This window comes from Pseudoalteromonas sp. TB25 (assembly GCF_000497995.1).
GTDB lineage: Bacteria > Pseudomonadota > Gammaproteobacteria > Enterobacterales > Alteromonadaceae > Pseudoalteromonas > Pseudoalteromonas distincta.
In genome coordinates, this window is the sequence record NZ_AUTI01000454.1 from 1 (window position 1) to 26,213 (window position 26,213).

The window sequence follows — 26,213 nt, forward strand, 5'->3', positions numbered from 1 at the left end:
TTTTACCACCGAGAACACCGAGGCGCTTCGCGCTACACAGAGAAGTTATTAGATCTTCTCTTTCACTTCTCCTTGTCTTCTCGGTGGTGATAATAATGTCTTAATTACTTTATGAGCGAGGTATAAAACCTCACCTACAAAACATTTTTACCACCGAGAGTACCGAGGCGCTTCGCGCTACACAGAGAAGGTAAATCACTTCTCCCTTTCTTCTCAGTGGTGGTAGTTACTCATTTTATGAGTGATTACAAAACCTATATAGTCGCTCTTTTTATACTATTTCCAATGTTTATCATAAGAGCCTTTTCTACCTAGCAATCCATCGCAAATACCTTTGAGCATAAACCCAAGGCGCTTACGTCTATTTTTTTGCATAACAGAATTTAAAAAAAAGCGAATCGGCATAAAAAACAAACACCTTACTTTCCAATAATTTGGAACGTAAGCCCTGCGGCTCAACAATAAAATATTTCTAAACTGATAATACAGCCTAATTGGGGCACCAACTTTATAAGTTATACCCACAAACTTACTACGTGAGTCTCCTAAACGATGAACCATTTCTATATTTTTGGCTTTAGCAATATCAAACCCCATACTTCGAGCACGCCAGCACCATTCATGGTCAACCCCATCAATAAATAAAGATTCGTCTTTTAAACCTATATGATCAAGAGCGCTTAAATCTATCATCATCCCTGAAGCAATAATTTGAGTAACACCAACTAGGTCGTCGTATTCAAACACCTCTTTTTGAACCATAGGGTTTACTTTTTTATCTGAAAAACTACAACGAATTCTAGGGCCAATAGCAACTACATTTTGCTTCATTTTATTAGATGCTTTAAGTAAGCTACTTAGGTTAAACACCATATCGCTGGGTATTAGGCTGTCTTGATCAAGTAAAATCGCATATTCACAACCCGCTTCTAATAAATAGATTAAACCTGCGTTATGAGCTGACGCAATACCTGAATTAGAAGAGAGGTGTATATAATGGTAGTGAGTAATAATTTTACTAAAATCGTGAGGGGTTGGGCTATTATCAACTATAACCACTTCTTCTGTTTGCCCATATAAACGCGTTAATAATCGTTCTGTTAACGCTAGGTCGGGCTTATAAACAACTAAAACTGCACCAATCATAATTAATTGTGTTTATTTAAGCCCAATATAAAGCGGTCGGCTTTATATGCAACTTTTATAATCCATGAAGGCATCATTCGTAATACTAATACAAATAACGCATAACAATAATTTTGCAACGACTTTTGCTTAAGGGAATCCATAGCTAAAAGCCTAGCTTTAAATTCATTTACCGACTTACCTCTGCCACGCCTTTTATAAAAACCATTTATGCGCCTAAAATGAAGTAATGGCTCTTTTACATTCGCAAATTTGCATCCATCTTTTGCCAACGCTATCCATAAAAAATAGTCTTGAGTGTTAAGCATGTTAGTTAAATACCTATGCCCACGTGCAAATACACTATACCTAATAGCAACCGTAGGATGGTTTATAGGGCAACGACGCGAAAAAGCGCAAATTAGTTTAGAATGAGTAAGGGGTAACCTACGTATACCAGCTCTGTTACCTTGTTCGTCTACTTCCCACAAAGCAGAGCCAAGCACATCAACATCTTGATGCTTATTTAGTAAAGTAACTTGTTTTTCAAAACGGTGAGGTACGCAAATATCATCGGCATCCATTCTAAAAAAGTATTCTGGGTTTAGTGGCAAGGTTGAGTCGATAATGTAGTTCATGCATGTGCTTAACCCTTTATTTTTTAGGCCATGCACTAGCGCTAAATTTGGGTGTTGTTTTTCTATTTTAGTTAAGTAAATAGCAATATCGTCTGCTACTTCACCATCGAGCACAATCATAAATAAATCAGCAGGTAAAGTTTGGTTTAAAACACTTTCAACTGCTTGTTTTACCCACTCTAGCCGGTCGTTGATATAAACAGACATACCACAAACAACACTTACGCTACTTGCAATTGGGTAAGTAGACTGCAATATAAACTGATTATTAGTTGCCGAAATTGGGATCATACTCTCTCTATAAAAAGATAAAACAACTCAAACAAACAGTCATTTACAAACTAGAAGCAATTCTAGCTTACTTTAATTAAGCACACAAAAAAACATAACGAATAATAACGCTAGTTTTACTTTTTATTAACTACCTAAAAGGCTTAATCGCAAAGTTTTCACGTCTACGGGTTAAATTAGGATTATATGCAGGGTCGTTAGCAATAAAATCACACCACGTAGTTTGCAAATAATTAAGCTCAGCATTAAAGCGCCGCACTTTTTCAGGCGTATCTTCGTGCCCGCGCGATACAGACTCATGATGGTACAAAATAGCTTCTGCACAGTATAAGTTTCGTCTACCTAACTGCAGTACTTTTAAACATAAATCAACATCGTTAAACGCAATGGCCAACTTCTCAGCGTTAAGGCCCCCAACGGCCCAGAAATCATCTGCTTTTATAAGTAAACACGCAGCAGTTACCGCACTATAATTTTGAGTAGCAACTAAGCGATTCATATAACCAAAATGATCATCAGGAAAGTACTTATGTCCGTGCCCTGCACCGCCACCATAGCCCAATACAACTCCCGCGTGCTGAATACGATTATCTGAATACAAAAGCTTTGCACCCACACAACCTATATCATCTCGCATAACATGGCTAACCATGTTTAACAGCCAATCAGGTTCAATAACTTCAATATCGTTATTTACTAATGCCAATACCTCGCCCGAGGCCTTTTTAGCTGCAAAATTATTTATAGCCGAGTAATTAAATTCGGCGGCGTAATTAAACACCTTAATTTTTGAATGCTTGCTTAACTCATTAAAATATTTAAGGCACCTTGGGTCATCAGAGTCATTATCAATAAGTAATATTTCATAATTGCTATAAGTTGTTTTACTTAATATTGACTCAACACACGCTTTTACCAGATCCAAGCCGTTACGTGTAGGTATAATTATTGACACCAGCGGCTGTGTATTTAGATGCCACCGTAAATATACACTGGGTAAATTAGAGGGGATGACACTCGCAAATGGCGCATATAAAGCACTTAATTGATGTGTAGCATTACTAAACTGAGGTAAGTTGGATGGGCGAGAAAGCAACACTTGAGCTATATGCTCAACATTTATGTTAGGGTTGTTTATATAACTAGTACACATAAATACACTTAACATAAACTCGTTAAGAGGTAGCTTTATAACATTAAAGTCATTTAAGTTTTTAACCCAAATACCCGAGCCAACATAGCCATTCGTTAGCTGTAAGTCAGGATTCCAACTGGGTTTAAAATCGGCAAACTCTCTTTTTTTATCCTTTGCGTTTAAAGAGTCGGTATCAACATAAGCAAGCTTAGCTGAGCTTGATAACTCGGTTGCTAACACAAATCCTAAATACGGGTGCAATACATCACCAGCGTTAACAAAAAAGCATGGGGTATTAACCACCTCACGGGGTAAGCATTCAGCGCTTAAGCTTGTAACAACTCTAAAATTTAAGACGCTGTTTAGCGCTAAAAATTCATTTATTTCAACTCGATTATTTACCTTACAATATACAACTACATTTAAAAATGCGGCATGCTGCTCATTAATACTATTAAACGTAGCCAATAACTTACTAGGGCTATAATCGGCAACGCATACAATTAACGAACAATCACTATTGGTGACTTCTGCAAAGTGCTTAACTTGCCTAGCAAGGTAGCAATTGTGCTCGTTAATATAGTCATCGTAAGAGCGCTTAAGCTCATCAAGTGTTTGTAGCTGATATAACAAACCACTTTTATGCAAGTTACGACTATACGCAGCCACCAGCTTGGGATTCTGCTTTACTTTATCAACAAAGCTCTGAGGCAAAATACTTAAAAGACCTTTGAGTATTTTTACTGATGTTTTTCTAAAAATTTTCAACTACTTTGTGCCTTTAAGCTAAGTAATAAAAAGCGTACCTTTAAATAAGCAACTAAGCTAAATTGCTTTTTAAGAAGCCTATTCACACCAACTCTAAATTTACTTGTGTCCTGCTTGCAATTTGAATCATCACAACCCACAAATGTATAACTATAGCTGTTTACAAAAGCACGCCTAATATATTGCAGCATATTTGGCACTGCAGCACTTGGCGGCACAAGTTTGAATAAAGCATCTGTAAACGGGGCTTTATCTTCAATATTGGGCTGAGCATAAACGCAAAGTGCTAAATTGGTGAGTAAAGCCATATTCTCAGAAGCAATATACCTAAGTACTGAGTCACATTGCGCCATACTTATTTCTTGCTTATAAAAATTTTGATGCTCCTGATCATGCACGGCTTTTAATAATTTATCACCATTTGCAAAAGGAGCTTGCTCATATAACTGCCCTAACCACTTTAAAGATTGTCGTTTATAATCATTAAACTGATGCTTACCAACAAAAGTAAAACGCGTAACGCCATTACTATAAGACTGTAATATACGATCTAAGGGATTTGAGTTATTCCCTAATTCATAGCGATTAAACCAGCGTTTAACCTCTAACGCTTCTAGCGTGTAGCTAGTATTAATTCGTTTAGTACAATTTATATTAGCCACTTCATCAGCGGGTAAATTTATAGCTGTTAAAAAGTCGCTAACAATACTGTTATTTAAAAATAAATCTTCATGATAAGCGCGTAAAATAAGCCTTTCACCAAGTTTGCTAGCATAATCACCTAGTACTTTTAGAGTGTTCATCGGTAACGAATCTGCACGCTTTATGGTTGCCACATTGCCATGCCTTTTAACAGACTGGTTATAATGAGATTCATGCAATTCTGCAGGGTTTCTTACATAAGCAATACAACTCACGTTTGGCAGCTTATTTACTAAGGGCAGTAATCGATGGAAAAAAAACTCAGAGCTCAATAATAATGTATGGCAATTATTCTCAGCCGTTTTATTTTTAAGCGCTTCTATACGCTGCAAATTTAATTTGTAATCACCTTTAAGTGGGTCAAATACAGATAAAAAGTTACCAGAGCTAATGCCGTTGCTATCTTCTGTGTGCTGCGGGTAATAAATGCCATGTGTTCTTAAAAACTCAATATTGTCTTTTAACCACTTTTGAATAGCAGACGTACCCGTTTTTGGCGGGCCAATATGTATAATTAAATTAACCGTGTTTATAAAAACCTCCAAACACTTAACTGCAAGAGCAACGCAATACACGAAGCTTTTATATTTTTAAGCCTACCAATTAACCTTAACCCAATAACACATTGTAAACGTAGGAAAGTCCAATCTTAAATAATTAAGCTGCGCTTAAATAAAGCAGCTTTATAGCTTAAAGCGTTTTAAAATACGCTCCTTTAAACCCTTAGGTTTTGTATCATGACTAACTCTATTATACGCATTTAAAGTATGATTTATTTTTTCATCTGTTAAGTTACCTAGCACTTTTGTCACTGCCTGCGGTTTTTTAGCAAGTAAATTAGGTAACATTAACTTTAATTGCTCTGCGTTTTTTTCAATCGTTGTCTGCGCATTCAAAATATATTTAGTAATATTACACTCGTTTAAAAACTGCTTTTTATTTTCAATATATTCTGCGTAAAGTTGATGTTCAAAACTACAGCTTTTAAGGTCTTCATTATTAATGTAGCCATACCCATTTCGGTTTAACTTAATAGGAAAACCTTCCTCTGGGTTACCACGATACAAAGCAGCTAAATACTCCACCTCAGATCTAAACATTCTATGAAAAATAAACGTATGCTTAAATGAATTAATACTCACAGCTACATGCTGAGGCAAATTTGGCTGACATTTAAACGCAGTTCCATCAACTAACGCTATATTACTTAGCGCTTTCATTACCGGCACATGTAAACGTATTTGTTCTATATTATTTATAGAAGAAACATTAATCATGCTTTTACCCAAAGCATGTACTTTGCCCGTTAATGTTTGTGGCAACGCTAAAAATGATCTAGCTACAGCGCCTTCATTAAGCCACTCAAACACTGTTAGATCTTGGCCTTTATCACAACTTTTTAAGAAATCATTTATGCAAGTGTAACGCTGTGAAACCCAATACTCATCAATATCTAAAAATAGTACATGCGTAATCTCAGGTTCAATAGAACTTAGTGCCTGCATATAACATATGTGTTGTAAGTTTTTCCTAGATGGCGGGGGGAGCTGATCAATCCAATCAGCATCGCTAAAAGTAACATTATCATATAATTGACTAATGCTACCTAACACCTTAGCAGAATCATCACTTGTTCGGTTTACATAAACATGTATTGCAGCAAAGCCAAAAAACAAGTGGTGCTGAACCCAATCAGCTAAATAAGCAGACTCATCTTTTGCTACCGCAACTAGCTTAACTTTATAGTGCATAATAAATTAATAGCCTTAGTAAGCCTGAATATCTTTGTAAACCTTTTCAGTAAACAATTCATCTTGAGATAAAAACTCCTTTGCAACACGCTTATTCGGCCCATTAAAGTTATTATCAATAGCCCTAAGCTCACCCGCAGTTAAAAACACGCGCTTTGGTTTGTCATCAACAGCCTTGTTGCTTACTTCACTAATAAGATTGTCGCGTATATGAGTATACTGAGGTACATCACTAACGTGCACAGTGCGCTCTTGCATTAACATTAATGCGCTTGATGGCAATGAAGGGTTAACTACAACGTTATCATTGGTACTTTTAAGGCTTAAATTAAATAATGCTAAAAAGTCATCAACAATAGTATCGCTATAAGGCACTACTAAAATATTTTCCTTACCTACTTTAGGCACCCACCTATTAAGTTGCTGAAAGTAATTTAACTTAGGGAAATTATTTAACGCCATTTGAAAAAAGCGCCCTTTAAACCTTACATGCGGGTCTTTTACAAGCTGGTTAAATAAAGAGAGTAGCAAATCAGATTGGCGCCTTACCGTGCCTATCACCACTACTTTTTTAAATTTAGCTACCCACTGGCTAAAACGTGGGTTATTAAAATAAAAAGGAGAAAGCTCGCTCGAAACCAAAGCCGAATGACAACCTTCCTTTTGCATTTCCTGCTCCAACATATCCAGTACTTCAGGTATTTTATATTTAGCAGGGTAACCATGTATTGGCGCAAATGCTAACGCAAAGTGATGATGCGCTTGGTCGTTCATTTGCAAAGTTTTAGAATATAAAATACCTTGCTCTTTTAGTTCACGTTGTTGTAAATCAAGCTGGTACTGAATTGCCGATGTGCCAGTTTTAGACCAGCCCACGTGCAAATATAAAGTTTCAAACATTAAATACTACTCACCTAAAAATCCAAATCGGCCAAAGTCGCTAACAAGCGGGCCCCATTTTAATATTTGTGCTTCATTTAAACTTTGTTCACCTACAAAGGGGTTAATAAAGCCACCAGCCTGCCATTTATCAAGCGGGTTTAAAATGTGCAAATTTTGCAAACCAAAGTCACCAGGTATTTGTGCATCAGCCACGGCGTTATCGCCAACATGTATAAAACTTTGCCCCTCGGGTAAATTCTCTTTTATATGTTGCCATAGCGTGCCACTATCTTTGCGTTTACCTAAATCGCTCGAAACCAATAAGTCAAAGCCCACGCTAATACCTACTTTAGCCAGCATAAGTGCCACTTGTTCTTTTGTATAATAGGTATCTGATGCAACTGTTACTTGTTTGCCTGCTAAAATAAGCTCGTTAAAAATATCAACCATTTCATCTTTTGGTAAAATCATGTGTAGGTCGTAAGCAAACTCTTGCTCTGCATAGCTATGGGCTTGCTCGCTGTTCCAGCCCAGTTGCTCGCTTAAGTAGCTGTATGTTTCAAAAATAGTTACATCACCTACAAAGTTTTTAGCTTTGCGTACCTCAAACTCTGCGATATTACGGGATTTAACAAATTCATGCGCATTACTTACAACCCCACTTTCAACCAGCGCTTTACCTAATAACAATTTAGCGTAATCTGGCGCGTGGTATTCACGCCTTACTAAGGTATCAAATACATCAAAGCTTATATGCTCAAAATTATTCAGCTGATTTTTAAGCCCTTCGGCAGTATTAATATACTGCGCCAAAATATAGCTTGTATCGTGAGTAAACTGGCCAGTTTTAGGGTAGTAAAATAGCTGCTTGTAGCCATTCTTTTCAACAAGTAGCCCCAGCATACGCTCAAGCGCATGCAGCTGTGAGCCATCGTTAGGTAAAGGCTCACCTGGGAAATCATCGTACTTATATTCTTTATTTAAAAGCTGCTTTAGCGCCTCAGGCCTTGCCCAAAACATACCGCCGGCAGGGTAAGCTAAAAAATCATCTTTTAATTCAATATCCCACTCTTTAGTAAACTTTTGTGCCGCGGGTTTATTTTTAAGCCAGTGGTTTACCCAATCGGGCATCATCCAAAACGAGGTGGGGTAATACAAACCGCTTTTAGGATTATCGTTAAAATGATTAAGCACTTGCTTAATAACATGCGGGTCATTTAATAAGTACTCGCCTAGGTAATCAGCCCATTGAGTTTGTGCTCGGCCAGAATAAAGCGATTTTTTAGAATGCATATGGCAAAACAAATCATAGTTTTGCAAGTCACTTGCAAACTCAACAAGCATAGGGCCAAAGTTTCGGCCGTGGTTAGGCACTACCTTTACTACAATCTTATTTACCTTTGAACACGCTTTAAAATCGTGTATTGCTTTTTTAGCAAGCTCGTCACTAGCAACACTTACAAATACATCAACCGGCTGAGTAAACTTAGCTAACGCTTTGCAGTAATAATCTATAAATTCGCCATAAAACACATGAAAACACATCGCTAATTTAAGTGATGTTGGCTCACCGTTGGCTCTACTTGCTATCGCTTTTGGGTGCCACTTAGCTCTAGCTGGCAAAGCTAAACGCCCTTCTTCTTTACCGTGCGCCAAATAATGCACTAATGCGTGTTCACCGCTTAAATAAATATCGGTGTTACATTTGTAGTAAAGCTCTGTATCAAAATTAGCGCTTGGGTTTATATTGCTAAAACTACCTTTTTGTAAGTAATCTTCAAACGCTTCAAGCTCACAGCTAAACGCTCTAAGCTGCTGCTTGCTATACCATGTATAGTCAAAGAGATTTGCGGCTTTTGCCCGCGCAAGTAGGTTAAGTGTTTTTTTAGGGCTGTAACTCTTATTGCTAGTATTTAGCTTTTTATATTCGCGAAGCTGCAATTTTGCATTAACTCGCTGAGCTAACTTAAGGAGTTGCGGCTGACTTTTTACAAAGTTAAACAGTACAGGCATATGTGTTTTTATTGTTTTTTTATTAATCATTATGCTAAACCAAAAAACTGTAGGGCATTAACGGTACCGTTACCTGCAACGTCGTCATCAATGTCAAAAATGTGTGTAGTGCACTTAGGGATCATATTTGGTTTACCCATATAGCTATTTAGTAATAACTCTAACTCATGGCTTGTAAATGCTAATTGATGCTTACCAGTATGAAAACAATAANCCAGCCATTACTTGCTCAAGTTCATAAAAATAACGCTGTGATGCAACTTTTCGCCCGTAGTAAAAATCGAATTTAGACTGATCAAAAGTATTCAGTTTAATATCTCTAAACTGGCCATTAGGTGCAGTTAATAGTGATTCTAAAAACATTGAGCGGTCGAGCGGTAAGTAACCTTCACCAATTTTAACACCTTCTTTTAAATACCCACGCATAGTTACTTTATTACCATCAACACTATACTCACCAGGTTTCGACGCTATTAAATAGTGGCCGTAGGTATCTTTATTTAGCAATATAGAAAGTAACGCCTGAATAGTGCCTGAGTAGCCTAAATCCACTAAGTGAAGGGTTGACTGTTTATTTACTCCCATAGCCTCTAAATAAGTAAGATAAGCACACTTTGTAGGGGCTATTACTTTATCAATCGCTTTTTTATGGTTGGCTAACACTTCTATAATGCTTTTTTTATCAGCCGCTAATTCAACATGGCGGCTGCTAATTTCGTTACTAAAAATATCTTCTATTTCACTATTACTTAATAAAAAACGCGTACGCATTAAATCATAAAAAGGGCCTTTAAAATCGCCCTTGAGTGAATATGCATAGCTTTGGCTGTTGCCTAAGAGTAACTTAAATAAAAATGCGCGCGAGGCAAGTAAATAACAACTATATTGCTTTTTATTACTACCTGAAAGATACTGTTTAAATGCTTTTTCTAGCCAGTAACCTTCCCTGGCTAAAAAAAAGAGAGGTGTATTTTGAGTAGTATTCTCAACCAACTGTTGAGAAAAAAAACTTAATGTCGGCCCCATAAAGGTTGAACCAAAAGCTGTAAAACGCGCTGCTGATGTTTGGTTTTTTGTAAAACTTTCCATTTTATTAATACCATCCTGTGATGAATAAAATACGTATTAAGCTTAATATGCTAAAGAACATTTAAATATTATTAACGCCTTCTTATATTTATACATGAGGCATTTTTTAATATAAAAACCTTTTAGCCAACCCACTAAATTTATAATTAAGGGAACAAAAGATCGCTCTGATTACAACGCTTTGTATAAAGCGAAATATCCTCAGCGTAGAGCTTTTTGACCAGCTGGATTAATTCATCATTATAGAGCGCTTTGTGGCTCGGACATTTTCCTGCTCGCTTTAAAACAGCAATGTCAAAGGCAGAAGTCTTACTGTAATCACTATTATTTAGCATTTCAAATTTATCAGTGCCGTGCCCTGTTAAACTGCGAGCATCCACTACATCCAAATCTATTTTATCTTTTAGTGTAGTTATCGCTTTGTCAAAATGCTCAAGTGCAAAGTAGTCATCGTATTCTTTATAAAGTAAAAATAAACTTTGTGGTTTCCAATGTATATTGGCGACTTTCATAGGCGGTACGGCAAGTGATTTAACAAATTGCTCAAAAGTTAAATCATCAAGATTAACCTCACGCTTTAGTAAATCGCGGTACTGCCAAGCGTCAGGTTCTTTAGCTACAAACTTATCTAAAAACACACTTGCTAAACGTCTAAATGGGCAGCGTAATACAACAAATTTATAGTGTGCAGTCGCTGCTTCTTTTAGAGTGGGCTTAAACGTTTGGTTATTAGCGTGTATCCAGTTACCTTGCTCAATAGCATTAACACAACCATTAGCAATAGCGACCGATAAACGTAGTGTAGAACAGGCATTTTTAGGTATAAAACTATAAATAGCGTCACTGTTAAAGACCTGCATTGCATAGTTCATACCAAACTGATGTTGCCCATTTTGGTTTAAGTTAATAAAACTATTAGCGCTAAAATTAAACATAAATACATGTATTCCTTGTTGGTAAATGAAGTAAGTAAAGATCAAACATTAACTTAATACTGACAGACCCCTAAAAGAGACTCCCAAGCATTTTATACTTAACGCTCGTACATGTACTTTTATTTAAGCGCTCGCTAACAATGCGACTGATTTTTGAATAATGCAAACCGAAAACTCCCAAACTTGCTTTTGAGTATAACCAAAAACTGATAAAGCTTAACAATTGACTCATGTTTGCAATTAGCTTCCTGCTTATATTGCACTAACGCTTTAGGAGCAGCAATGCACTGCTTGAGCTAGATTTCATACAAGTCTCCGTATTGTTCATCAAGCATCAGCTGATATTTTTTAACTAAATACCTTATATCACCCTTGAAGAAGATGCCCAACACGACGGTACTTGTGATTAATGGATTGAGTGAAAAAAAATAATTTAATTGATGACCCCCTTTACTCAAGCTTGCATCAGGCGCTTTGACCACAAGTGACCTTTCGCTCATTACCACCTGAAGTAATATGATAAAGCGCATCTTCAAACTCTAGACATAAATAATGACTCATTACAAAAACCTAGCAAAAGAAGTTTATCTCATAAATTTAGTTTAAATTAGACCAAGATGTAAAATATAAGACATACACCGTTAATTTATCACACCGCTCTTTGTTTCAATATTTACCAGCTTTTCGTATTCATTTAACTTTTCCTTAATAAACGGACCCGTAGGTCTTAGCTTATTAGCAAGCATCATTAACTCATACGCCATGTTAATATCACTTACTTCAAGCAAGACTGCAGCATCTCTAAATAAATCTATTTCGTGTTTTCCTGCCTTTAAAAATGGCCCACTGTTAAAGTTATTATTAGAATCAGCATCAAAAAGTGCGATTAAATAGGGCATCAAAAATTTACCCAACAGTGTCATGTATTTATCTTTATCATAGTGATGGTCACTTTTATTCTTATTTATTAATGAAGCATGTACCAAGCCGTCCTTGCCCTTTGAAAACCTATCTAGATCGATAAAAGTAATGTCATTATTCACACAAAACATATTAATTTCTTTATTGAAATACTGAGTTAACTCTGTTCTCTGCTTTTGTGTAGCTGAAATTCCAGACCGTTTTTGAGCTACTACACCATGCACATCATTATCTCCGATTGTCGGTAAAGGTGCACTAATCACGAATACGGGGCTCTTTTTTTTTGCCTTTAATAACAGTTGCTTGTAGTTTTCTATCGCTTTTTTTGCCGCAGTATAAACAGCTATATTATCTCTATCAGAGTAGTACCAGATAACAAAACCACAATCAACTTCTCCTAGTAAAGTTACTATTGCGTCAGCTTTATTCTCATTCATTGCACTTTGAAAAGAGGCATTAGACATCGTATTTGAGTTAGGATTGCTCAGCCCACTAAGTGTGGCGCCATATACAATAGTTGTTTCCCATTTAAAGCTATGGTACTTGTTCTTCCAAAAAGTACTTAAAAAACACTCTGCGTGAGAATCCCCCAATACTAAGATTTTATTCATTGCAACTTTTCCTAGTCTGTCTAATTATTTATGTAAGAATATTTTTGTAGTTCAATTAAACATATTTTTTCAAATATATCTCTATCAGCGTGAGCCATTAACTTATATTTATAAGCTTCCTCTGGGAGTAACGGCTTTGAGTTTTTTTCTTTCCATTCTAAAAAATCTTTAGGCTCAAGCCCTTCACTTTCAGTTGTCAGGTAATAATTAAGCATCTCAGGGTCATATTCAACATTTAGAAAAGCGGATACTTCTTTCAAAGTACTTTCTGTTTCAAGTACTAGGTCTTCAAAGCGTATACACATCACTCTATCTTTAGCGATACGAGCAAAAGATGACTCAATTGCTGCTATATCAGCCTTCCAAACTTTAGCTATATCATGAATACAACCACTCAGTTGTGGAGCGTTGCTTGACTTTAACTTTCGGCTTGCAAGTCCTTGATACGATACGGCTACACTACGACCATCTCTGACAATATGTATAAACTTACAATCAGGATAAATGCCATTGATTTTATCAATTTCGTTCAGGAAAAAATTATTTTTATCCCCCATGATTGTAACGTTTTTCTTAAGCACCCTCTGAGCATAAAAAGCATATACCAAATCGATAAGGCTTTTATAATTTTGTGGTCCAGCTTTAACTAAATACTCTCGTAAAGCTGAGATATCAACGTTCCAGCTAGCAAACTTTTTAGTTTGAGATAAATCCTCAACAAAATCATCAATCATCCCGCAATTAAAGTCTTTGTAATTACCATACAACCAAGTTAAGAAACCTGCTTCTGGAGGCACTACAAGCCCTTTATGCTTATTTAACATTAATCTAAATAAAGTTGTACCCGAGCGTGGGCTACCAATAACAAAAAAACGATTCATGATAACTCCAACTTAATAATGTCTATTATAGTTTGCACAATGTCACTTTCTAAACCATGGAAAATAGGAAGACACAATATTCTTTTGCTTATATCTCGTGAAATAGCGCATGTCTGTTTGGGCTCTATATAATGTAATGTATCGAGTGAAGGATAAAAATATCTTCGGGGGAATATTTGTTGTTTATTCAATGCACTTTCAACTTTAAGTAACTGCGCTTCACTCTCAAAAACAACAGGGAAATAACTGTAGTTTATATTAGACTCAGGGCACTTTTCTTGCAGTATTAATAAGCCACTTAACCCCGTGCAATATTGATCATGAACTTTCTTTCTAGCAGATTTAATTTCAGTAATATCATCTAGAACACATAACCCCATAGCCGCTTCAAATTCATTCATTTTTGCATTTGTGCCTAACTCTGGAATATTTTCTTTATCTTTAATACCAAAATTAATTAAATAACGAATTCGTTCTGCAAGTTTATCGTCATTAAAAATTAACGCGCCACCTTCAATGGAATGAAATAGTTTTGTGGCGTGAAAGCTAAGCGTCGATATATCACCGTAATTCAGGACACTACGCTCTTTAAATTGCACATCAAATGCGTGAGCGGCGTCATAAACAACTTTCAATCCGTACTTATTTGCAATCTCACTAATTTTTTCGACTTCGCACGGATTACCAAAAACATGGACAGGTACAATTGCTGTTGTATTTGGCGTGATACAAGCCTCTATTTTATTAGCATCGATATTAAGTGAGGATTTATTTATATCACAATATATTGGTCTAATCGCATTGGTGACAAGAGAGCTTGTCGTTGCAACAAAACTAAAAGGAGTTGTAATAGCATAGCCAGAAAGGTTCAGAGCTCTGTAAGCAATTTCTAAGGCGACCGTACCATTGGATACTAATATAACATTCCGGACCCCAAGGTGCTCTTTTAAGCGCTCTTCTAACTCTTTAACCAAAGGACCACCGTTAGTAACCCAACCGTTATCGTAAATAGTGTCAACATATCGCTTATATTTCTCTTTAGGGGGTAAATAAGTTTTGGTTACATTTATCATATTGTGCTCCGCAAAATTTATCCAAGAATACTTTTATCATGGATTCTTTTACTATAATTTATTTTAGCTAGCTCTATAGCCGCTGGTAAATTACTGTCATGTTTTGTTAGGTTTGTTTTATTTTTAATAAAAGACACTTGCTTTTTAATAAAGTCAATTCTGAGTTCTGGTGCAGAATCCCATTTAACTAAAGCTTCAACTTGATCTGAAAATGATTCAAAAAGTGTCTCTTCAGGTAAAAACAAACTAACATCTGTTGATTTATTTTTTTCCGACAGAATTGGAACATGGTATGACGAGGCAAGTTTAGCCGTTCCACCGCCACCATTAGATGTTGGTGAAAATAATATTGCGTATGTATCTACAAGAAAGATATCTAAATCTAGATACTTATAAAATTTTATTGAATCGTAATGATCAGCAAGTACAAAATTTGGAATTAAAGAATATAGGTCATCTGCACCAGAGTAACCGCATAAACACCATTTATAACCTAACTTGAAAAGCCTTATCATTTGGTTCCAAAAATCTAAATCCAGCTGATTTAACAAGATTTGAATTCTTAAACCTGCATAAACAGTAAGAATATTTTTTGACAAACTAACTGGCTCTGGTTTTATTACGTCAAAAGATGGTTGTGTGTATAAAACCCTACTTTCATCTGTTTTATTTTTATCACGTACAAGCAAATAGTCATTATTTTCACTTACTAAAAAATCACCGTTAAATGCACCTGTAAGACTGGGGAAATTCTCATATAATTTCTTCTCATATACATATGAACCATGATGTTCAGCTACTGATTTTAATTTGATTACAATACCGGAAACCAAGCTTGGTAAATGCTCTATGTTTTCCAATATTTTAAAAGAAATTTTATCTTTAATTTTTTTAGGTATATTTAATTCACACATAGCTCTACTGCAGCTAGCTTCAACTTTGGGTATCGATTGTAGCGGTGAGCAAGACCATTCCCTAGTAAATAAAATGCGCACACTATGAATTTTATTGGATATGCCTGCGGAAACGGCGTAGCCCATTAGGCACTGAAAATGTGAAGTTATTTTTCCATGTGAATTATAAGGATTTTCTGCAACACAAGAAATAAGAGTGATAATACCACTTTGGAGCTCACTGTACTTTTCAACTTGACAATCTAACTCAGAGTTTCTCTTAGCTATTATAGAGCTTAACACTTTTCTCTGGCTAGAATTGCACTTTTCAAAAAGTGACATTCGCTTATTTATTACACTAGTGCCATCACCAACATCATCGTTATAGCTAACCAACTTTTGGCATATAACCGGACCAGAAGGCCTTAATTGGTATGCATAAGTCATTAGCTTTAAACTAACACTTTTATCAAAACTCTCAAATGCGATAGCCAAATCTCGCAAGAACTCAGTGTATTTCGCTGATTTTTCGCCTTTTAACTGCCACTCTTCAACCATTGCTAAAGTAATTGTGCTTATAGACTCATTACGCTCATTAAAAATATCTATAATCTTCAATAAGAACATTGAACTCAACGTTGAATTTTTTATGAAACAACTATTCATTATGGTTTGCTTAATATTTTCAATTTCCATCAAAAAATAAACCTTTAAAATTAAATAACCAAACATTGGTCAGCACTATATCCACAAAATAGAAAAGCAAATTTAAAAATCTGCTGCTCTGAGGCTGTATTCGAAATATTTAACTTGTTACTTTTTTATATAACTCTAGATCGTATTTAATTAAAGGCAGAAGAGCATCTTTAGTATCAGGATTATTAATATCAAGCCCAAACTTATTAGTTAGTACATTTTCCCTTCTATCCTCCGCATGATATTCAATGCCATAACAACTAGCAATATTAGCTAAAAATTCGCTAATATCATTATCAGTACCAATAAATTCAAATTTATTTAAGTTCGCTACAGCTGAAACTAAATCACTTTTCTCTACGGAAGCTTTGTTTATTTCGCTACGAATATAACGAGTCTGTGTATTATCTAATAGCTGGAATTCACTCCCACTCAAACTTTCAATAAGATTAGATATTTCTGCAGGATTTGATAAATCATACCTTGCTAATTTATCACTAAGCTTCTGTATATAATCTGGGTGAGCATTATATTTAGCTTTATTATTCTCAAGGGCCAAAGCACGAATCCAAGCCAAATGGGAAATAACGTGAGAATAAGGCTCTCTAAAGGTAATAGCCTTATTATAGAATGATTGGACTATATCTGACTGAATAAATTTAGTATATGGTATATGACCAGATAGATACTTTAAATTACTATCAGAAATTCTCTCTGACCAGTTTGCACAAGACTCAGCATGAACTAAATAGTTTTCAGGAGAAAACCAGTTTGAAACGACTTTATTCACAGTCGAACCAGCCGTTTTTGCTATATGTACATATAATAAAGGTGCATTTAATATAATACTAGCTACTTGGCACTGGTACCCTTCAGAACCATTTACAACTAAATAATACCTTTTACTACTTAATAATTTAGCTATGTCTATCTCAAAACCAGAATACCCCGCATTTGGTATATGACTATATAACTTAGCTAATTTAGGTCTAACCTTACCAAAATTCATAGCATTTACAGTGGCACCTTGTTCGTCAATTAATTCGACTTTATAAGTTTCTGCAGTAAGATTAACAAACCAACCGTATATATTCTCTCCTAAAGCTTGATGATCTATGTTTAGGTTATACTGACTAGTTAACCAATTATTTTTTAACAGGGTTATTTTATGCATTATATGAGAAGTCCTCTCTATCTAATGTCAAGTTTTCGCTATAACAAAAGTCTATCTCTTTATCTGTATTCCATGTAGTAGTCATGTATTTAACTTCTTTATTAAAACGCGCTATTTTAACAGGATTATCTTCGGCACCACGGGTTATTGATTCATAGTGGTATAGCTCTGCGTAAGGAGTCCACAAATTACGGTAGCCTACTGCTTGTACTTTTAAGCAAAAGTCCACATCGTTAAAGGCAACGGTTAAGTCTTCTTCGTTTAAGCCGTTTACCTCATCAAACACTGCTTTGCGTACAAGCAAGCAAGCAGCTGTGACAGCTGATAAATTTTGTACGATGTTTAACCTACTAAAATAACCAGAATCAGTTCGCTTAAAGTGTTTATGCGAATGCCCCGCAACGCCCCCTATACCAATAATAACGCCAGCATGTTGAATGGTATCATTATGAAAATATAACTTAGCTCCTACACACCCAACATCTTCACGCAGCGCATGGGAGGTCATTTCGGTTAACCATTCAGGATTTATGACTTCTATATCATTGTTTACTAAGCCAATTACTTCACCTTTAGCCTGCTTAGCGGCAAAGTTATTAATAGCAGAATAATTAAATGGATAAGGGTAGCGTAAAACGGTTACTTTTTCGTGCTTATCCAGCTCTACAAAATATTCTAAGGCTGTGGGGTCGTTTGAGTTGTTATCAACCAATAAAATTTCATAATTTTGGTAGGTAGTTTTATCCAAAATTGAGTCTATTGCTTGTTTGGTAATTTCGTAACCATTATAAGTTGGAATTATTAATGAAACTAATGGTTCATCCCCCTGTGGATCAGTGGCAGGCCAGTTAACTTTATATATATTAGCGTGCTTACCTTGCTCAACAGTTACCGCTTTATTGAGTACTTTGAAGTGGTCTTCAAGCGCTTTTATGCCTGCCTCTGTAGTGTATGATTTTTCACCATGACCTAAAGCAGTGGAGCCTTCTACCATGCGCCAGTGGTAAAGCACCTTAGGTATGTGCACAATTTTTTTATGATCTATTTCACGCGAGTAACGTAATAGTAAATCGTAATCCTGGCTTCCTTCGTAGCCTTTTCTAAAGCCACCAATTTTACTTATTATATCTGTTTTATACACACCTAAGTGCGATACGTAATTTTGACTATACAGTAAATCTAAATTCCAGCTTGATTTAAAGTGAGGGTCGCATCGATTGCCTTGTTCATTTATTTTATCTTCATCGCTGTAGATAAATAATGTTTCTGGCTTTTCGTTAAGTACCTTAACAACTTCATATAAGGCATGCTGGCTTAGCTCGTCATCGTGATCTAGTAATGCAACCCATTCTCCGGTTGCTACTTCAAGTGCACTATTACTTGCCTGAGAAATATGGCCGTTTTGTTCTCTAAACACCACACTAATTCTTGAGTCTAAGCTTTGGTAATATTCTAAAACTTCTCTAACGTGCTCATGCGGTGAGCAATCATCGGCTAAACACAGTTGCCAATTTGTATATGATTGCTTACGCACTGATTCTATACATTCAATAAGCAACTCTTTATCTGGGTTATAAACAGGTACTACTATCGAAATGGTTGGCTGGTGTTTAAACTGTGCTAAATTACTCTGAATTTCTAAAAAGTTATCTTTTTCGTTATTTAAGCGCCATGCTTGGTAAGGATCAGCATTAGTTTGGTCCGCTTTAGGTTGCACGTATTCATTGTAAATACGTCCCTCATTTAAACCCGCCATTATTAAGTGAGCAAGTAGAGGTGCATCCCACCCCTCTAAATCAGGGTTTAGCTCTAAATACAGTTTCGGGCTAAAATAAGGTACAGGGCGTCTACCTTCTTTTTCACCAATTGCAATGTAATGATAAAAAGGGTTAATACCATTTTCTGCAACATCGGGGTTAGTAGCTAAGTAGTAATAGGTATTAAAATGTGGATTAGGATTTTTACCACTCATAACACCTTTAATTATAAAGTCATGTAACCTATTGGTATGACATACTTCATTAACGTCTAACTGACCAAAGTAATATCCCTCATCCCACAAATGCGACTCTTCTATTGCTTTTGCTATATCAGTAATAGGAAACTCGCCAATAACTTTTACCGCGGCAAGTAGCTCTGAGCTTTTAATTGAAATTGTTTTTTGTTCTAAAACAGCATCATTTTCATTTTGTTTAAATACAGCTTTTAGTAAAAGATTATCTTTTAAAAACCAATGCGGTTTAATATAGCTACCATTAACAACATGGTTAAAACCACATTTCGTATTTTCAATTAATTCAGATAGGTCTGAACGTTCGACATTACAAGGACTACTTGTTATGTGTTCATGCTCAATATATAAGTCAACATAATCAGCTTCATCACACCAACCTACAATAGTACCTTCAATAAGCCCGTCAAAACTATACTGTGTAGAAGTAGAGACTATTTTAAAATTTAGTTGTTCTGCTAGCTGCTCAACACTTAGTATGCATTCTGCTACTTCGTCTATATGCCCATTTACTATAAACTCAGCTTTCATAACAAGTGTTGTGAGGTGGCGCCATTCTTTTTTTATTTCAGCTTTAGTTAACGTGTAGTTAAAGCTTGAGTTTGGATCAGCTAATACCCCTTCTAAATCTTGTCTAAAATCTTGGCAGGTTACCTCGGCTAACTTCTCACCAGCTAATGAAATTATTACAGTGTCTGCTTTTTGTGCCCAACCTTTTAACTGACCATCAACCAAGCCATCAACAAACACTGCTGGTAGATCTACATTAAAAGTTGGTTTTACGGCTTTATTACGTTTAAACATCACTTAGCTCCTAGCAATGGAGTCCACCAAGCTTCGTTATCTAAATACCAGTCAAGTGTTTTAGCAAAACCTGTTTCAAAGCTCTCTGCTGGTACATAACCTAGCTCGTTATTTGTTTTAGTTGCATCAATTGCATAACGGCGGTCGTGCCCTGCGCGGTCTGTAACGTATGTTATTAATTGTTCAACGTTATTTTCCATAGCAGCTTTAGCATTAGGGAAACGTTTTGCAAGCTCTGGGTTTGTAGCAAACTTTTCGCCCATTACTTTACATACTAGTTTTACTATATCTATATTGGCCCATTCGTTATTGCCACCAATGTTGTAGTTTTCGCCAATACGACCTTTTTTAAGTACAAGCTCTATACCGCGTGCGTGATCTTCTACGTATAGCCAATCACGAATTTGCTGGCCATCGCCATACACAGGTAAAGGCTTGTCGTTTAATATATTTGTAACAATAAGTGGTATTAGTTTTTCAGGAAAGTGAAACGGCCCATAGTTGTTTGAACAGTTTGATGTAGTAACCTCAAGCCCATACGTATGGTGATAAGCACGCACTAAGTGATCGCTTGCTGCTTTTGATGCAGAATATGGTGAATTTGGTGCGTAGGCTGTTTCTTCAGTAAACGCAGGATCGGTTGCGCTTAGTGTACCGTACACTTCGTCGGTGCTTACATGATGAAAGCGATGCGCTAAAGGCTCGTTACCAGCGGCTTTTGNTCGTCTATCCACTTTTTTTTAGCTGCTTTTAATAAGCTGTATGTACCTAGTATATTTGTTTCAATAAAGGCGTCGGGCCCTGTTATTGAGCGATCTACATGCGACTCTGCTGCAAAGTGTACTATAGTGTTTAACTGATGAGTGTCGATTAGGTTTTCGATTAACGCTGTATCGCAAATATCGCCGTGTACAAAGGTCATATTTGGGTTGTTTGCTACACTGTCTAGATTGGCTTTGTTACCAGCATAAGTAAGTGCGTCTAGCACTATTACTTTGTCTTGAGGGTTTTGTGCTAACCAGTAATGTACAAAATTGGCACCTATAAAACCTGCACCGCCGGTTACTAATAAATTTTTTACTGTCATCTGTTATTCCATTTTACAAATTTTGGCTTTACGCCTTATGTCATCGTTACGAGTCGTAAGCTGTAAGCCGTAAGACTACAAATTGTTGTTTACTAAATAGTAAGGTAATAAAAGGCTATTTATTATGACCTTTTATGTATTTTATTTAGTAATAATAATTACTTTACTCGCCTAAAAAGTGAGGTTTACACCTCACTTACAAAATATTTTTATAACCAAGAAGCTTAATAACACCAGCAAGCTAAGCGCCTGCAATCACTTCTATTTATTTTGTGTATTCTCTGTGGTGATTAATCTATTTATTAGCGAGGTATAAAACCTCACCTACAAAACATTTTTACCACCGAGAGCACCGAGGCGCTGCGCGCTACACGGAGAAGTTATTAGCTCTTCTCTTTCACTTCTCTGTGTTCTCTGTGGTGATAATAATCTCTTAATCACTTTATGAGCTTTAGCCCAAAACAATTTTACCACCGAGGGCACAGAGGCGCTTCGCGCTACACGGAGAAGTTATTAGCTCTTCTCTTTTACTTCTCTTTGTCTTCTCGGTGGTGATGATAATCTCTTAATCACTTTATGAGTTTTAGCCCAAAGCAATTTTACCACCGAGAACACCGAGGCGCTGCGCGCTACACGGAGAAGTTATTAGATCTTCTCTTTCACTTCACCTTGTCTTCTCGGTGGTGATAATAATGTCTTAATTACTTACTCTATAAGCGAGGTATAAAACCTCACCTACAAAGCATTTTTTACCACCGAGAGCACCGAGGCGCTTTGCGCTACACTGAGAAGTTACTAGCTCTTCTCCTTCACTTCTCTTTGTCTTCTCGGTGGTGATAATAATCTCTTAATCACTTTATGAGCGAGGTATAAAACCTCACCTACAAAGCATTTTTTACCACCGAGAGCACCGAGGCGCTTTGCGCTACACTGAGAAGTTACTAGCTCTTCTCCTTCACTTCTCTGTGCTCTCTGTGGTGATAATAATATCTTAATTACTTACTCTATAAGCGAGGTATAAAACCTCACCTACAAAACATTTTTACCACCGAGAGCACAGAGGCGCTACACGGAGAAGTTACTAGCTCTTCTCCTTTACTTCTCTGTGTTCTCTGTGGTGATAATAATCTCTTAATCACTTTATGAGCTTTAGCCCAAAACAATTTTACCACCGAGAGCACAGAGGCGCTGCGCGCTACACGGAGAAGTTATTAGCTCTTCTCCTTCACTTCTCCTAGCTTACCGGCTGGAGAGCGGATTTTACACGCTAATACGTTTCAGCCCGTCAAGCAACCGGACCTGATTAAAATTAATTAATAGCCCAGTTTTTATGCCTGTTAACTTTAAATAAGTTATAAGCTGAGCTGAATGAATAGGCAGCAGTTTATCAACAGCTTTTAATTCAATAATCAATTTTTCAGGTATCAATATGTCTAACCTATACCCTGCATCTATACTTATACTTTTATAGCTAATCGGTAATGCAACTTGATTCATAGGTAACAAACCAGCTTGCTGTAACTCATAAAGTAAGCAATTTTCATAACTAGATTCTAATAAACCAGGACCAAGTGTTTTATGTACTTCAATAGCGCAACCAATCACAGTTTGAGTTACCAAATCTTCCATAAATAGCGCCCTTAGAATCGATTTAGCACCTAAATAAATATAAACCCGTATTTTACCACCGAGAACACAGAGGCGCTTCGCGCTACACGGAGAAGTTACTAGCTCTTCTCCTTCACTTCTCGGTGTTCTCTGTGGTTATAATAATCTCTTAACCACTTTATGAGCGAGGTATAAAACCTCACCTACAAAAATAATTTTACCACCGAGAACACCGAGGCGCTTCGCGCTACACGGAGAAGTTATTAGCTTTTCTCCTTCACTTCTCTGTGTTCTCTGTGGTGATTAATCACTTAATCACTTTCTTAGCGAGGTATAAAACCTCACCTACAAAGCATTTTTACCACCGAGGGCACAGAGGCGCTGCGCGCTACACGGAGAAGTTACTAGTTCTTCTCCTTCACTTCTCTTTGTCTTCTCTGTGGTGATTAATCACTTTATGAGCGAGGTATTATAAAACCTCACCTACAAAACATTTTTACCACCGAGAACACCGAGGCGCTTCGCGCTACACAGAGAAGTTATTAGCTCTTCTCCTTCACTTCTCTGTGCTCTCTGTGGTGATAATAATATCTTAATTACTTACTCTATAAGCGAGGTATAAAACCTCACCTACAAAACATTTTTACCACCGAGGGCACAGAGGCGCTGCGCGCTACACGGAGAAGTTATTAGCTTTTCTCCTTCACTTCTCTGTGTTCTCTGTGTTCTCTGTGGTGATAATAATCACTTAATCACTTTATTGGGAGGTACAAAACCTCACCTATAAAATTAACCTATTGGTTAAGTTTTAGCTCTGTTAGCATTGCTTTTAATTGTGCGCGCCAGTGAACTGTTTTTACGCCACTTATTTCTTCAGCCTGGGCTTTATTTAACACGCTAAATGCAGGGCGTTTAGCTGGTGTTGGGTAGCTTGCTGCTGGTATTGCACTAATAGGTATTGATTTAGTTAATAGCCCTTGCTCAATTGCAAGCTCTTGTATTGCTACTGCAAAATCGTACCACGAAGCAACACCCGCATCGGTCCAATTTAAAATAGTTGCTTTATTTTCAGTATTTAAAACTTGCTCACTGCTTGCTTTAGCTACTAAAGCCCATAGCATATTCGCCAAACCTGCCGCCCACGTTGGCGTACCAACTTGGTCGCCTACTATACCTAACTGTTCTTTTTCTGCCATTAATCGTAACATTGTTTTTACAAAGTTATTACCAAAAACAGAATAAACCCACGCGGTACGCACTATAGTTGCTTGCGAGCCTAAAATTTCATTAATAGCCTGCTCACCAGCTAGTTTAGACGCGCCATAAACGCCCAAGGGATTTGTTGCATCGCTTGCGGTATAAGGCATAGTGCTTGTGCCATCAAACACAAAGTCGGTAGATATATGTATAAGCTTTGCGTCAATATTTTTACATGCATTTGCTAAATTAGCTGCACCTTGCTCATTTACAGCATAGGCTGTATCGGTATCGGTTTCGGCTTTATCAACCGCTGTATAAGCTGCAGCATTAATAACTATATCTGGCGAGTGTGTTATTAGTAACTCGTTTACCTGTTCGGCATTACTAATATCAAGCTCTTTTGAGCCGAAGCATATTAGCTCTACATTGCTTGGGCAGGTTTTTTTTAACTCTGAGCCTAGTTGGCCATTTTTACCTGTTACTAATATTTTCATAATGAGTACTTAATTTGGGCTATTAAAATTTTGGGGCGTTTTTAAAGCTAAGGCCGGCTTCGTCTTTAGCTGATAGCTGCGGTAACTTACCTTCAACTAGTGGCCAATCAATATTTAGAGTTGGGTCGTCCCACTTTATTGATACTTCAACATTTGGGTTATAAACATCGGTACATTTATATACAAATTCGGCAGTTTCTGTTGTTACATAAAAACCGTGTGCAAATCCTTCTGGCACCCAAAGTTGGCGTTTATTTTCAGCCGAAAGCAACACACCTACCCACTGCCCAAAGGTTGGCGAACTTTGGCGCATATCTACTGCTACGTCGTATACTTCACCTTGCGTTACACGTACCAATTTACCTTGGGTATTTTGTGTTTGATAGTGTAAGCCGCGCAGTATACCGTGCGCCGATTTGCTATGGTTTTCTTGCACAAAAGTGCGCTCGCCACAGTGTTGGTTAAATAGCTCTGTGCGAAAAGTTTCCATAAAAAAACCGCGCTCGTCACCAAATACTTGTGGCTCAATAATTTTTACATCAGGGATGCTAGTTTCAATAAATTTCATTTTAATGCCTATTAAAATACAGTTTGATCTAAAAGCGATAATAAGTACTTGCCATAGCCTGATTTTTTAAGCGGCTTTGCTAGCTTTTTAAGCTGTTCTGCATTTATGTAACCCATGCGGTAGGCTATTTCTTCTGGGCAGTTAATTTTTAAGCCTTGGCGTTTTTCTATTGCGCGAATAAAGTTAGCGGCATCTAGTAAATCATCTAGCGTACCTGTATCTAACCAAGCTGTGCCACGGCCCATTATTTCTACGTTTAGCTCTTTATTAGCGAGGTATTGGTCTATTACGTCGGTAATTTCAAGCTCGCCTCGCTCAGAGGGTTTTACATTTTTAGCAAACTCCACTACGCGACTATCAAAAAAGTATAACCCTGGTACAGCGTAGTTAGATTTAGGTTTATCTGGCTTTTCTTCTATTGAAATGGCTTTGCCGTTTTGGTCAAATTCAACCACACCATACGATTTAGGGTTTGAAACATGGTAACCAAACACTGTAGCACCTTGCTCGCACTCAGTTGCATTTTGTAGTGATAAAGATAAATCGTGACCGTAAAACAGGTTGTCGCCAAGCACAAGTGCCGCGCATTGGCCTTGTAAAAAGTCTTCAGCTAATAAAAATGCTTGCGCTAGGCCATCTGGACTTGGTTGCTCTTTGTATTCAAACGTTATACCCCATGCACTACCATCGCCTAGTAGCTCTTTAAAGCGAGGTAATTCAGCGGGGGTCGAAATAATTAAAATTTCGGTAATACCCGCCATCATTAAAGTAGATACCGGGTAAAAAATCATCGGTTTATCGTAAACTGGCATTAGTTGTTTACTTACTACTTTTGTAAGCGGATATAAGCGAGTACCCGAGCC

The 26,213-nt window shown here is 36.8% G+C and carries 18 protein-coding genes and 1 pseudogene; all 19 read right to left on the reverse strand.

Annotation, left to right across the window (positions count from 1 at the left end; translation table 11 throughout):
• Positions 1–276: 276 nt before the first annotated feature.
• Positions 277–1,146: a glycosyltransferase family 2 protein gene (locus L652_RS0122340; RefSeq protein WP_024595051.1), complete on the reverse strand. Its 870-nt coding sequence runs from the start codon at positions 1,144–1,146 to the stop codon at positions 277–279.
• Positions 1,147–1,148: 2 nt separating this feature from the next.
• Positions 1,149–2,054 (reverse strand): glycosyltransferase, encoded by a 906-nt coding sequence (locus L652_RS0122345; protein ID WP_002962427.1) that lies wholly within the window; start codon positions 2,052–2,054, stop codon positions 1,149–1,151.
• A gap of 130 nt (positions 2,055–2,184) precedes the next feature.
• A complete protein-coding gene (locus L652_RS0122350; protein ID WP_024603658.1) occupies positions 2,185–3,957 on the reverse strand; it encodes a glycosyltransferase in 1,773 nt (590 codons plus the stop codon).
• Entirely contained in the window at positions 3,954–5,204 is a 1,251-nt protein-coding gene (locus tag L652_RS0122355; protein ID WP_024597645.1) for a hypothetical protein, read from the reverse strand. Before L652_RS0122355 ends, L652_RS0122350 begins: the two co-directional genes overlap by 4 nt.
• Before the next feature lie 138 nt (positions 5,205–5,342).
• Positions 5,343–6,410: a glycosyltransferase family 2 protein gene (locus L652_RS0122360; protein ID WP_024597644.1), complete on the reverse strand. Its 1,068-nt coding sequence runs from the start codon at positions 6,408–6,410 to the stop codon at positions 5,343–5,345.
• A gap of 15 nt (positions 6,411–6,425) precedes the next feature.
• Positions 6,426–7,310 carry a hypothetical protein gene (locus L652_RS0122365; RefSeq protein ID WP_024597643.1) on the reverse strand — a complete coding sequence of 295 codons (885 nt, stop codon included), beginning with the start codon at positions 7,308–7,310 and terminating at the stop codon, positions 6,426–6,428.
• 6 nt (positions 7,311–7,316) lie between these two features.
• On the reverse strand, positions 7,317–9,335 hold the full coding sequence (locus tag L652_RS0122370) for a rhamnan synthesis F family protein (protein ID WP_024597642.1): 2,019 nt from the start codon (positions 9,333–9,335) through the stop codon (positions 7,317–7,319).
• 1,205 nt (positions 9,336–10,540) lie between these two features.
• Positions 10,541–11,329, reverse strand: a complete 789-nt coding sequence (locus tag L652_RS0122380) for a sulfotransferase family 2 domain-containing protein (RefSeq protein WP_024597641.1) — start codon at positions 11,327–11,329, stop codon at positions 10,541–10,543.
• Between the two features lie 641 nt (positions 11,330–11,970).
• On the reverse strand, positions 11,971–12,861 hold the full coding sequence (locus tag L652_RS0122390; RefSeq protein WP_024597639.1) for a hypothetical protein: 891 nt from the start codon (positions 12,859–12,861) through the stop codon (positions 11,971–11,973).
• Positions 12,862–12,881: 20 nt separating this feature from the next.
• Positions 12,882–13,742 (reverse strand): sulfotransferase, encoded by an 861-nt coding sequence (locus L652_RS0122395; protein ID WP_024597638.1) that lies wholly within the window; start codon positions 13,740–13,742, stop codon positions 12,882–12,884.
• Complete coding sequence (locus tag L652_RS0122400; RefSeq protein WP_024597637.1) at positions 13,739–14,815, reverse strand: DegT/DnrJ/EryC1/StrS family aminotransferase; 1,077 nt, start codon at positions 14,813–14,815, stop codon at positions 13,739–13,741. Before L652_RS0122400 ends, L652_RS0122395 begins: the two co-directional genes overlap by 4 nt.
• Before the next feature lie 17 nt (positions 14,816–14,832).
• The gene (locus tag L652_RS0122405) at positions 14,833–16,404 is read right to left on the reverse strand and encodes a hypothetical protein (protein ID WP_024597636.1); all 1,572 of its coding nucleotides are present in this window, start codon (positions 16,402–16,404) and stop codon (positions 14,833–14,835) included.
• A 109-nt stretch (positions 16,405–16,513) separates the two neighbouring features.
• The gene (locus tag L652_RS0122410; protein WP_024597635.1) at positions 16,514–17,578 is read right to left on the reverse strand and encodes a hypothetical protein; all 1,065 of its coding nucleotides are present in this window, start codon (positions 17,576–17,578) and stop codon (positions 16,514–16,516) included.
• Positions 17,571–20,393, reverse strand: coding sequence for a glycosyltransferase family 2 protein (locus L652_RS1000000124795; protein WP_024597634.1), 2,823 nt, complete (start codon positions 20,391–20,393; stop codon positions 17,571–17,573). The genes L652_RS0122410 and L652_RS1000000124795 overlap by 8 nt, the downstream gene beginning before the upstream one ends.
• Positions 20,393–21,480: pseudogene (rfbB, locus tag L652_RS01000000124320) on the reverse strand (dTDP-glucose 4,6-dehydratase). The gene L652_RS1000000124795 and the pseudogene rfbB overlap by 1 nt, the downstream one beginning before the upstream one ends.
• A gap of 1,260 nt (positions 21,481–22,740) precedes the next feature.
• Complete coding sequence (locus L652_RS0122425; RefSeq protein ID WP_024597632.1) at positions 22,741–23,109, reverse strand: GxxExxY protein; 369 nt, start codon at positions 23,107–23,109, stop codon at positions 22,741–22,743.
• A 773-nt stretch (positions 23,110–23,882) separates the two neighbouring features.
• Entirely contained in the window at positions 23,883–24,782 is a 900-nt protein-coding gene (gene rfbD / locus L652_RS0122430; RefSeq protein WP_024597631.1) for a dTDP-4-dehydrorhamnose reductase, read from the reverse strand.
• 22 nt (positions 24,783–24,804) lie between these two features.
• Positions 24,805–25,350 carry a dTDP-4-dehydrorhamnose 3,5-epimerase gene (gene rfbC, locus L652_RS0122435; protein WP_002958467.1) on the reverse strand — a complete coding sequence of 182 codons (546 nt, stop codon included), beginning with the start codon at positions 25,348–25,350 and terminating at the stop codon, positions 24,805–24,807.
• 11 nt (positions 25,351–25,361) lie between these two features.
• Positions 25,362–26,213 (reverse strand): glucose-1-phosphate thymidylyltransferase RfbA (rfbA, locus tag L652_RS0122440; protein ID WP_024603659.1); only part of this gene is annotated, 852 nt, incomplete at its 5' end.